The organism is Streptomyces sp. NPDC058221 (genome assembly GCF_042882365.1).
Classification (GTDB): Bacteria; Actinomycetota; Actinomycetes; order Streptomycetales; family Streptomycetaceae; genus Streptomyces.
Window position 1 is genome coordinate 1 of sequence record NZ_JBHVWF010000217.1, and the last position, 9,647, is coordinate 9,647.

Here is a 9,647-nt window from a genome sequence, read left to right on the forward strand (position 1 = left end):
CCCCGCTCCACGGTTGGGCGCCCTCGGCGGCGGCCGGCCGGTTTTGTCCTTGTAAACCCCCCCCCAAAAATTTTTCTCCCGCGGGGTATATGGTGGGGGGGGGGGCCCCCCCCCCCCCCCCACCACACTCCGAACCACTCAGGCCCAGCCGTTCCAGCTCAGCCCGGCCAATCCCGGCCTCGCCCGGCCAATCCCAGCCTGCCCGGCGATTGAGGGCATCTTTTCAGCCCGTCCGGCGCTTGAGGACACCCTTCTCAGCCCGTCCGGCGCTTGAGGACAACGCGTCCGCCGGACGAACCCGGCACCCCGCACCGGCATCCGCACCCGCACGCCCACCGGCTACACGTACGACGTGATGTCCCCGACCACCGAGAACGCCAGCCCGTACGCGCTCATCCCGCGCCCGTACGCCCCGATGTGCACCCCACCGTGCGCCGACCCGGCCAGCACCCAGCCGAACTCGGACTCGCGGTAGTGGAAGTCCACCGGCACACCGTCGACCGGCAGCGACAGCGCCGACCACGCGGGCCCGTCCAGGTCGTCGGCGAGCTCGAAAGCCGTCTCCGTCTGCTGGTCGAGCCAGTCGTCGCGCAGGGTGTGGTCCATCTGCGAGGGCCAGGTGTAGGCGAGCAGGCCGGAGCCGGCCAGCCACGCCGCGGAGGAGACCGTCGTCGCGTCCAGCACGCCCGTACCGTCGCCACTGCGCCGCACCGGGCTGCTGGCCACGGTCACGACGACCGCGAACCTCTGTCTGTCCTCGCCCGCGTCGCTGCGCACCGAGGGCTCGTCACCATGGCCGGTCGCCCCGTGCTGCACCGTGCCGTCCGCGGCCGTGCCCACCTGCATCAGCCAGCGCGGCCCGGTGAAGGCCTCGTCCAGTCCGTACCAGGGGAACGATGCCTTCAGATAGCCGTCGGCCGTGAGCCGGGCCGCCGACACCCCCTCGGCCGTGCCTGTGTCCGGCGCACCATCCGCGCCCACCCGACTCGTTGTCTCCATCTGTCCGGCCGCCTCCTCGATCCGTAGGGTCCGGAGCGGCCCGCCCCCCTCGGGCGTCCTCACAACCGGACAGATGGAGAATAGCCATACCGTCCGGACGAGTCGGGATTGACGGGGGTCAGGTGGCGTCTGCGTCGAACGGCGGGTGATCGTCCTTCACGGGCTGTTCGCGCTTCTTGAGCAGGTCGGGAGCGCCCGCCGAGCCGTTCGACGCGGTGATCGCGGAACTGCCCGACACGCCGCTCTTCGCCTCCACGGACGCGGTCTCCTGGCCGTTCACCGCATCGGTGACCTCGGCGACCTCCTTGCGCAGGTCGAAGCTCTCCCGGATCTCCTTCAGCCCCAGATCGTCGTTGCCGTCCATGAGCTGCTTGCGGACGAACGTCTTGGGGTTGAGGTCCTCGAACTCGAAGTCCTTGAACTCCGGCCCGAGCTCCGTACGGATGTCTTCCTTGGCGCTCTCCGAGAACTCCCGGATCTTGCGGATGAAACGCGAGGCATCCTGAATGACCTTGGGCAACTTGTCCGGGCCGAAGACGAGCACGCCGATGATCACGAGCGTCACCAGCTCGAGCGGTCCTATGTCATTGAACACCTTGCGGCTCCTCGTGTTCTCCGCGACCAGGTCGGCTGAGGTCCGGACATCGCCCACGGTACCCGGCGGAACTGTCCACGCGGTAGCTTCCCGTGGCCGTCACGTGCCTGTTGCCGAGCCTAGTGTCAAAGTCATGGACAGGTCTTTACCACCGCGGGCCAGCTTGAGCTGCAGCCGGTCGCCCGGCCGGTGCGAGCGGATCTTCACTATCAGCTCCTCGCCGCTGTGCACCCGCCTGCCGTCGACCTCGGTGATGACGTCGCCCGGCTCGATCCCGGCCTTGGCCCCGGGGCCGCCCTCCGTGACGGAGGACTTGCCGTCGGCGTCCTTCTGGCCGACCTTGGCGCCGTCGCCCGTGTACTTCATGTCGAGCGTGACGCCGATCACGGGGTGGGTGGCCTTCCCGGTGTTGATCAGCTCCTCGGCGACGCGCTTGCCCTGATTGATCGGGATCGCGAAGCCGAGGCCTATGGAACCGGCCTGGCCGCCCTCGGTGGTCGCACCGTTGTCCGCGCCGCGGATGGCGCTGTTGATGCCGATGACGTGCGCGTCGGTGTCGACCAGCGGGCCGCCGGAGTTGCCCGGGTTGATGGGGGCGTCGGTCTGCAGGGCGTCGACGTAGCTGATGTCGCTGCCGTCGCCCTTCTCGCCGCCCGCCGTGATCGGCCGGTCCTTGGCGCTGATGATGCCGGAGGTGACGGTGTTGGACAGGTCGAACGGCGCCCCGATGGCCACCACCGGATCACCGACCTGCACGTTGTCGGAGTTGCCGAGGGGCAGCGGCTTGAGTCCCGAGACACCGCTGACCTTGACCACGGCCAGGTCGTAGCCGCTGTCCTTGCCGACGATCTCGGCGTCGGCCGTCTCGCCCCCGCTGAACGTCACGGTGATCTCGCCGGACGAACCGGCCGGAGCGACGACGTGGTTGTTGGTGAGGATGTGTCCCTGGTCGTCGAGGACGAAGCCGGTGCCGGTGCCGGATTCGGTGGCGCCGCTGACATGCAGGGTGACCACGCTGGGCAGCGCGCTGGCCGCGATGCCGGCGACGCTGTCGGGGGCGCGGCCGCCGCCGTTGCGTTCGTCCTGCTGCAGTTCGACCTGGGTGAGTCCGCCGTTGCGCTCTATGTAGGCGCCTATCCCGCCGCCGATGCCGCCCGCCACAATGGCCAGGAGCAGCGCGCCTACGAGGACCGAGCCGCGCCGGCTCTTCCGCCGCCCGCCGTCGGGGCCGAGCGGGGGGCCGGGGTTGGTGATCAGCGGCTGCCGGGGCGCACCCCAGGGGTCGTACTGCAGCCACTGCGGCGAAGGCTGCTGGGACTGCGCCTGCGGCGGCTGCGCGTGCTGCGGCTGTCCCTGGGGCTGCTGCGGAAGAGGCTGCGGGGGCGGGAACGAGGCAGGCGGGGCAGCGGGCGCCGGGACGACGGAGGCCGTCGTGACGCCTGCGCCGTTCGTTCCCGAGTAGGGCGGCGGTACGGGGGTGCCGTGAGCAGGTGTCTGGACCGGCCGCTGTACGGGGGGTGCGGGCGCCCAGGGGCCGGGTCCGCCGTAGGGCGGGGTGCTGTACTGGTCGGGCTCGTGGAGCGGCACGGCCGAGGTGACCTCGGGCACCACGGCCTCGGGCGTCACCGCCTCGGGCGTCACCGCCTCGGGCGTCACCGCCTGTTTCGGATCCGCGTCCGCCGCGTCACTCACTCCGGTCGCGTCCGCCGGGGGTACCGCGTCCTCGACGGGCGACGGATCCTGAGGCGCTGTCCGCGTGCTGCGCCCCGGTGTGGGCCTGCTCCACCACTTCGCCTTCGGCTCGGTGGGCTTCCCGTCGTCCATGCTCTCCCCGCAACTGCCGCAACTGGCCTCTGCACGCCCCGCAAGGGCGTCCCTCCCGGAAATCCTGCCGGAATTCAACCAGGTTTACCCAGGAGCTGCGCCGACCGGTGTCAGCGACGGGGAAGGAGCGGCAGTCCGTGATTGGCGGGAACCGGCAGTCCGGCGGCCGACGTGGGGGTCCGCGACGGCTCCGGGGAGGCCGGGGAGAGTCCGCTGCCGAGGGCCTGGGCGAACAGCGGGCCGGTGCTGTCGGGACGTATCAGCGAAGGCGCGGACACATTCGCCTGGACGGGCAGTGCGTACCGGCTCGCGCCGAAACCGCCGGTGCCGAGCAGAGGGGAGGCCGAGGAGAACGCCAACGGCGCGGAGTTCGCGGTGAGCGTGACCGGGCGGTCGCCTGTGCCGGCCGCAGCGAGTGTGCCGTGGCTTCCGCCGCCGCGGCGGCTGACGTTGCCGTCGCTCTCCGCGCGGGCGTCGGCGTCCAGCGGTGTCACGCTGCTGCCGGAGCCTTCGGCGCGGGTCGGGGCATCGGGGCCCGAGTCCGTCGGAAGGGCGCCGCCCAGGGCGATGGCGGCCAGTGAAACGGCGCTGGCCGCGGCGAACGCGAACCTGCGGCCGCGCCACGGCGAGCGGTCGGCCTCGCGGCTGACCTCGTGGATCCGGAAGGCGGGGCGGGACGAGCCGGACGGAAGGACGGCGGTCGAACCGTGCACGGTCGGGAGGTAGCCGAAGCCGTCCAGCGGGGAGCCCCCTGAGGGCGAATCGGTGCGCCGGCCGGGAGGCTGCATCACGGGGAAGATCCCGTCACCGAAGCGGCCTGAGCCGCCCATCGGTCTTCCCCGGCTGTCGTCGTCACCGCCCGGTCCACCGGGAAGGCCCTGCAAGCGGGCAAGGAAGCCCTCGGAGGGAGAGGGCGGGGCCGACTGAGCGAAGACATTCTTCAGGCGCCGCTGAGCGGCAGCCTCGGCCTTGCACTTGGCACAGGTCGCGAGGTGGGCGAGCACCCGGTCACGGGCGTCGTGTTTCAGCTCGCCGTCGACAAGCGCGGCGAGCCGGTCCCCCAGATGCTGTTCCGCGGAGGTCGGACCTGTGCCACTCACGCTGCTCCGCCCTCCCCTGCCACGAGGGCACCGGTCAGCGAGCGCTGCTCCGCACGGGCCTCGGGCGAACGGTGCTGAAGCGCCTTGCGCAGATGCGAGCGCCCGCGGTGGATACGGCTGCGAACGGTGCCGAGCTTGACGCCGAGTGTCGCGGCGATCTCCTCGTAGGAGAGTCCCTCGATGTCGCAGAGCACCACCGCGGCCCGGAATTCCGGCGCAAGGGTGTCCAGCGCCTGCTGGACGTCCGCATCGAAGTGGGTGTCGTTGAAAACCTGCTGCGGCGACGGCTCGCGGCTCGGCAGCCGCTCGGCGGCGTCGTCGCCGAGGGAGTCGAAACGGATCCGCTGCTTACGACGCACCATGTCCAGGAACAGGTTGGTCGTGATGCGGTGCAGCCAGCCCTCGAAGGTGCCGGGCGTATAGGTCGACAGCGAACGGAACACGCGGACGAAGACCTCCTGGGTGAGATCCTCGGCGTCGTGCTGGTTTCCCGTCAGTCGGTAGGCAAGGCGGTAGACACGACCGCTGTGCGTGCTGACGATCTCTTCCCATGAGGGCGGCGTCCACGCCTGGGATTCCGCATCCGAGGCGAAGGTCGCGGTCGTTGCGGAGTCGTTGGAAGAACGGTCAGCAATGTTGGTCACGGATTTCGGCTCACCCGCCGACCTGAGAAAGCGCCACAGCACTCCTCCACGGTCCACAGGCGCAGCCGCACCTCCCCTGTCGGCTCTGGTGGTGTCCAGTGGAGCCCCTACCATAGCCACCTCGCCCGTTAGCTCCGGATAAGCCTTTTTCCTGCTGGGGCCGGGGACATCCCCGGGAACCGCCGGCCTGTGATCCGCGACCCGCTCTGCGGGCCCGCTCCACGGGCTTTCCCCTGTCCCTTCATAACGCCCGGTCCCATCTGCGGGTTCCCGGGTGCAGCGGATACAGTCACCGTTGCGCCAACTACGGGGACAGGAGAGGGCCATCACCGCCAACCGGCAGACGAGCTGGGCGTTCGCCGACGCCTTTGTCGCCGAGGACGAAGCACTGCGCTGGGCCCGGGACCGGGCCCGGGACGCGGGGCTCCGCTCGGTGTCACCAGGCACCGGCGCCGCGCTGCGCCTGCTCGCTGCCACGACGGACGCCAAGGCGGTCGCCGAAATCGGCACGGGCACGGGCGTGTCCGGCATCTATTTGCTGCACGGGATGCGGCCGGACGGGGTGCTGACCACGGTCGACCCGGAACCCGAGCGCCAGCAGTTCGCCCGCGAGGCCTTCCGGGCCGCGGGGTTCGCCGCCAACCGTGCCCGCTTCATCCCCGGCCGCGCTCTGGACGTACTCCCCCGGCTGGCGGACGGCGGATACGACCTCGTGTTCTGCGACGGCGACCGGATGGAGAGTCTCGACTGCCTCGCTGAATCGTTGCGCCTGCTGCGACCTGGCGGCCTGGTGTGCTTCGAGGGCGTCTTCGCCGACGGCCGTACGGTCGACTCCGCTCCTCAGCCCGCGGAGGTGCTGCGCCTGCGCGAGCTGCTGCGCGCGGTCCGCGAGAGCCAGGAGCTGATGGCGACGCTGCTGCCGGTGGGCGACGGCCTGCTCTGCGCCGTACGACGGGGCTGAGCCCCGCCCCGGCCCGCTCCTCGGGCGGCTCGCACAACAGCGGAGAACACCTCCGACGCACTACTGCCCCGGCACGGATTCCGTGCCGGGGCAGTAGTGAAGTGTGGGCGCCTCTGCGTCAGCCGACGACCTTCTTGAGGGCATCGCCGAGCGCATCGGCCTCGTCCGGAGTCAGCTCCACGACAAGCCGACCGCCGCCTTCGAGCGGAACGCGCATGACGATGCCCCGCCCCTCCTTTGTCACCTCGAGCGGGCCGTCGCCCGTCCGCGGCTTCATGGCCGCCATGCTCGTTCCCCTTCCTGAAACCAGCTCATCGCAACCGGCGGCCCCATGACAGGCGCTGCCTCACCGGCATCGAACACATTGCTTCCAGGCCATTATCCCGCATCACAGACCCCGATGACCAACATCGCTCTGCATCGCTTGCGCAACGCGCTCGCTCAAAACCACCCAATTCGGCGAACCGACTGCGATACTCCGTCCCCCTTGCCCCTCCATCGGGGCGGAATTGTTAGACGCAGGTCACATGTTCGCCTCGGCCGAAGTCGGCCATGCTTGCCTCGACAGGCTTTGGACGAGGCGCAAAGGGGACCACACATGGCCGACGACGTGCTCAGCGACGTGACCGACGGGCTCGCGACGATCACGATCAACCGTCCCGACGCGATGAACGCGATGAACACCGCGGCCAAGGTGGCGCTGCGTGACGCGCTGGCATCGGCCGCCGCGGACCCCGCGGTGCGGGCGGTCCTGCTGACCGCCGCCGGCGGACGCGCCTTCTGCGTCGGCCAGGACCTCAAGGAACACGTCGCGAAGCTGGCGGAAGCCCGTGAGTCGGGCGGCGGCAACGCGCTCAGCACCGTGCAGGAGCACTACAACCCCATCGTGCGGGCGATCACCGAGATGCCGAAGCCGGTGGTCGCCGGGGTCAACGGGGTCGCCGCCGGTGCGGGCTTCGGTTTCGCCCTCGCCTGCGACTACCGGGTGGTGGCCGACACCGCGTCGTTCAACACCTCGTTCGCCGGCGTCGCGCTCACGGCCGACTCGGGCGTCTCCTGGACGCTGCCCCGGCTGATCGGCCACAGCCGCGCCGCCGATCTGCTGCTCTTCCCGCGCTCGATCTCCGCGAAGGACGCCCATGACCTGGGCATCGTGAACAAACTGGTGCCCACCGCCGAGCTCGCGGCCGAGGCCGCCGCGGTGGCCCGCGCGCTGGCCGACGGCCCGACGGTGGCCTATGCGGCGCTCAAGGAGTCGCTCGCCTACGGGGCCGGTCACACCCTGGGCGAGGCGCTGGAGAAGGAGGACGAACTCCAGACGCGGGCGGGCGCGTCGCAGGACCACACGATCGCGGTGCAGGCCTTCCTCGCCAAGGAGCGGCCCACGTACCTGGGACGGTAGCCGCGCCCGGCCCTACGCCTCGGTGCCGCGTGCCACGCAGTCGGCGAGATGGTCGTCGACCAGCCCGCACGCCTGCATCAGGGCGTAGGCGGTGGTGGGGCCGATGAACCGCAGTCCGCGCTTCTTGAGGTCCTTGGACAGCGCCGTGGACTCCGGCGTGACCGCCGGGACGTCTCCGAGGCTGCGGGGGGCCGGCCGGCCGGCCGGGTCGGGGGCGTACGACCAGATCAGTTCGTCCAGCTCACCGCCGCGCCAGCCGGCCAGCACCTCGGCGTTGGCCAGGGTGGCGTCGATCTTCGCGCGGTTGCGGATGATGCCCGCGTCGCCGAGCAGCCTTTCCCGGTCCGTATCGGTGAACTTCGCCACGGCCGGGATGCTGAATCCGGCGAACGCGCTGCGGAAGCCTTCCCGGCGGCGCAGGATCGTCAGCCAGGACAGCCCGGACTGGAACGCCTCCAGGCAGAGCCGCTCGAAGAGGGCGTCGTCGCCGTGGACCGGGCGGCCCCATTCGGTGTCGTGGTAGGTGAGGTAGTCCTCGGTGGACAGGCCCCACGGGCAGCGCAGCCCACCGTCCGCCGCCGCTTCGGCGCCGCCGCTCATCGCCCGTCCTCCTCGTCCGGCCGGGGCGCGCCCGACGGTGGCTGTTCCTGCGCCTGCCAGGGCTCCTGGACCCCGTCCTGGTGCTCCTTGAGGAAGTCGGGACGGCCGGCCCTGACGGCCTGTGCACCGGCGAGCGCCGACTCCAGCTCCGCGATCCGCGCGTCCCGTTCGGCGAGCTCGGCACCGAGCCGGCCCAGCGCCTCGTCGACATCCGTCATCCGGTAGCCGCGGGCGGCGACCGGCAGCCGCAGCGCCTCGACATCCGCGCGGCCCACCGGGCGCGTCGCCGGCAGCGGATCCGTCAGCTGCTCGGGCGCCACGTCCTGCAGGATGGCGCTTTTCCCTCCGCCGACCACCGCGAGGGTGACCGCGGCAACCACCACCACCATCGCGAGCAGCAAGAACCAGAACACGCGTATCTCCCCGGGAGCGGAATTTCGTCCGGGTCCGATCGTGCCATGCGGCACTGACAGTTAGGGTCGGCAGTTGGTCCTGGCGGGAGATCCGCCAGGGGATTCACAGGGAGAGACGCGGGATGCGAAGCGGTGCGCTCAGGCTGGGGCGGCGCGAGTTCGATGCGCACGAGCCGGTGATCATGGCGATCGTGAACCGCACGCCGGACTCCTTCTACGACCAGGGCGCGACGTTCCAGGACGAGCCGGCGCTCTCCCGCGTCGAGCAGGCGGTGGCGGACGGTGCCGCGATCATCGACATCGGCGGGGTGAAGGCGGGCCCGGGCGAAGAGGTCTCCCCCCAGGAGGAGGCCCGCCGGACCGTCGGCTTCGTCGCCGAGGTGCGCCGCCGTCACCCGGACGTGGTGATCAGCGTCGACACCTGGCGCCACGACGTCGGCGCGGCGGTCTGCGAGGCGGGCGCCGACCTGCTGAACGACGCATGGGGCGGTGTCGACCCGAAGCTCGCGGAGGTCGCCGCGCGGTACGGGGCGGGGCTGGTGTGCACCCACGCGGGCGGCGCCGAGCCGCGGACCCGGCCGCACCGGGTCGGCTACGAGGACGTGCTGGCCGACATCCTTCGGGTGACCCTGGGGCTGGCCGAACGGGCGGTGGATCTGGGGGTCCGGCCGGACGGCATCATGATCGACCCCGGTCACGACTTCGGGAAGAACACCCGCCACTCGCTGGAGGCGACGCGCCGGCTCGGTGAGATGGCGGAGACGGGCTGGCCGGTGCTGGTCTCGCTGTCCAACAAGGACTTCGTGGGCGAGACGCTCGACCGCCCGGTGAAGGAACGTCTCCTCGGCACGCTGGCGACGACCGCGGTGTCCGCGTGGCTGGGGGCTCGGGTGTACCGGGTGCACGAGGTGGCGGAGACGCGGGAGGTCCTGGACATGGTGGCGTCCATTGCCGGGCACCGGGCGCCGGCGGTGGCCCGGCGCGGGCTGGCGTAGCGCGGGGTGCGCCTGCGGCGGGCTTGTTCCTCTGCCCGCCCCTTCCCGTAACCGGGGGCTCCGCCCCCGGACCCCCGCTCCTCAAACGCCGGAGGGGCTGGAGAGGTAAACGCG

11 protein-coding genes are annotated in these 9,647 nt (G+C 71.2%); 3 read left to right on the forward strand and 8 right to left on the reverse strand.

Annotated elements, in window-relative coordinates; all coding sequences use genetic code 11:
* Nucleotides 1–339 precede the first annotated feature (339 nt).
* The 5 genes from ACFVW8_RS36570 to sigE all read right to left on the reverse strand — a co-directional run bounded on the left by ACFVW8_RS36570 (nucleotide 340) and on the right by sigE (nucleotide 5,276).
* Nucleotides 340–999, reverse strand: coding sequence for a hypothetical protein (locus ACFVW8_RS36570; RefSeq protein ID WP_389697889.1), 660 nt, complete (start codon nucleotides 997–999; stop codon nucleotides 340–342).
* A 118-nt stretch (nucleotides 1,000–1,117) separates the two neighbouring features.
* A complete protein-coding gene (locus ACFVW8_RS36575) occupies nucleotides 1,118–1,594 on the reverse strand; it encodes a sec-independent translocase (protein ID WP_389697891.1) in 477 nt (158 codons plus the stop codon).
* A 99-nt stretch (nucleotides 1,595–1,693) separates the two neighbouring features.
* Nucleotides 1,694–3,418, reverse strand: a complete 1,725-nt coding sequence (locus ACFVW8_RS36580) for a S1C family serine protease (RefSeq protein ID WP_389697893.1) — start codon at nucleotides 3,416–3,418, stop codon at nucleotides 1,694–1,696.
* A gap of 110 nt (nucleotides 3,419–3,528) precedes the next feature.
* Entirely contained in the window at nucleotides 3,529–4,518 is a 990-nt protein-coding gene (locus ACFVW8_RS36585; RefSeq protein WP_389697895.1) for a zf-HC2 domain-containing protein, read from the reverse strand.
* Nucleotides 4,515–5,276 carry an RNA polymerase sigma factor SigE gene (sigE, locus tag ACFVW8_RS36590; RefSeq protein WP_384134012.1) on the reverse strand — a complete coding sequence of 254 codons (762 nt, stop codon included), beginning with the start codon at nucleotides 5,274–5,276 and terminating at the stop codon, nucleotides 4,515–4,517. The genes ACFVW8_RS36585 and sigE overlap by 4 nt, the downstream gene beginning before the upstream one ends.
* A 181-nt stretch (nucleotides 5,277–5,457) precedes the next feature.
* On the opposite strand from sigE, the gene ACFVW8_RS36595 reads away from it, so the two are divergent.
* The gene (locus ACFVW8_RS36595; protein WP_123523731.1) at nucleotides 5,458–6,123 is read left to right on the forward strand and encodes an O-methyltransferase; all 666 of its coding nucleotides are present in this window, start codon (nucleotides 5,458–5,460) and stop codon (nucleotides 6,121–6,123) included.
* A gap of 118 nt (nucleotides 6,124–6,241) precedes the next feature.
* On the opposite strand, the gene ACFVW8_RS36600 is transcribed toward ACFVW8_RS36595, so the two are convergent.
* On the reverse strand, nucleotides 6,242–6,409 hold the full coding sequence (locus tag ACFVW8_RS36600) for a DUF3117 domain-containing protein (protein WP_003966491.1): 168 nt from the start codon (nucleotides 6,407–6,409) through the stop codon (nucleotides 6,242–6,244).
* A 312-nt stretch (nucleotides 6,410–6,721) separates the two neighbouring features.
* On the opposite strand from ACFVW8_RS36600, the gene ACFVW8_RS36605 reads away from it, so the two are divergent.
* A complete protein-coding gene (locus ACFVW8_RS36605) occupies nucleotides 6,722–7,525 on the forward strand; it encodes an enoyl-CoA hydratase/isomerase family protein (RefSeq protein ID WP_389697898.1) in 804 nt (267 codons plus the stop codon).
* 12 nt (nucleotides 7,526–7,537) lie between these two features.
* On the opposite strand, the gene ACFVW8_RS36610 is transcribed toward ACFVW8_RS36605, so the two are convergent.
* Together ACFVW8_RS36610 and ACFVW8_RS36615 are read right to left on the reverse strand one after the other, a co-directional pair.
* Nucleotides 7,538–8,125 (reverse strand): DNA-3-methyladenine glycosylase I, encoded by a 588-nt coding sequence (locus ACFVW8_RS36610; protein ID WP_389697900.1) that lies wholly within the window; start codon nucleotides 8,123–8,125, stop codon nucleotides 7,538–7,540.
* A complete protein-coding gene (locus tag ACFVW8_RS36615; protein WP_389697902.1) occupies nucleotides 8,122–8,538 on the reverse strand; it encodes a hypothetical protein in 417 nt (138 codons plus the stop codon). The genes ACFVW8_RS36610 and ACFVW8_RS36615 overlap by 4 nt, the downstream gene beginning before the upstream one ends.
* Nucleotides 8,539–8,660: 122 nt before the next feature.
* Between ACFVW8_RS36615 and folP the strand changes: the two genes are divergently transcribed.
* Nucleotides 8,661–9,533 (forward strand): dihydropteroate synthase, encoded by an 873-nt coding sequence (gene folP / locus ACFVW8_RS36620; RefSeq protein ID WP_389697904.1) that lies wholly within the window; start codon nucleotides 8,661–8,663, stop codon nucleotides 9,531–9,533.
* Nucleotides 9,534–9,647: the final 114 nt, after the last annotated feature.

Excerpts from the sequence above, each read along its gene's own strand:
- ACFVW8_RS36580 (WP_389697893.1), bottom strand. The coding sequence starts at position 3,418 with ATGGACGACGGGAAGCCCACCGAGCCGAAGGCGAAGTGGTGGAGCAGG.
- sigE (WP_384134012.1), bottom strand. The coding sequence starts at position 5,276 with ATGGTAGGGGCTCCACTGGACACCACCAGAGCCGACAGGGGAGGTGCG.
- ACFVW8_RS36605 (WP_389697898.1), top strand. The coding sequence starts at position 6,722 with ATGGCCGACGACGTGCTCAGCGACGTGACCGACGGGCTCGCGACGATC.
- folP (WP_389697904.1), top strand. The coding sequence starts at position 8,661 with ATGCGAAGCGGTGCGCTCAGGCTGGGGCGGCGCGAGTTCGATGCGCAC.
- ACFVW8_RS36610 (WP_389697900.1), bottom strand. The coding sequence starts at position 8,125 with ATGAGCGGCGGCGCCGAAGCGGCGGCGGACGGTGGGCTGCGCTGCCCG.
- ACFVW8_RS36600 (WP_003966491.1), bottom strand. The coding sequence starts at position 6,409 with ATGGCGGCCATGAAGCCGCGGACGGGCGACGGCCCGCTCGAGGTGACA.
- ACFVW8_RS36570 (WP_389697889.1), bottom strand. The coding sequence starts at position 999 with ATGGAGACAACGAGTCGGGTGGGCGCGGATGGTGCGCCGGACACAGGC.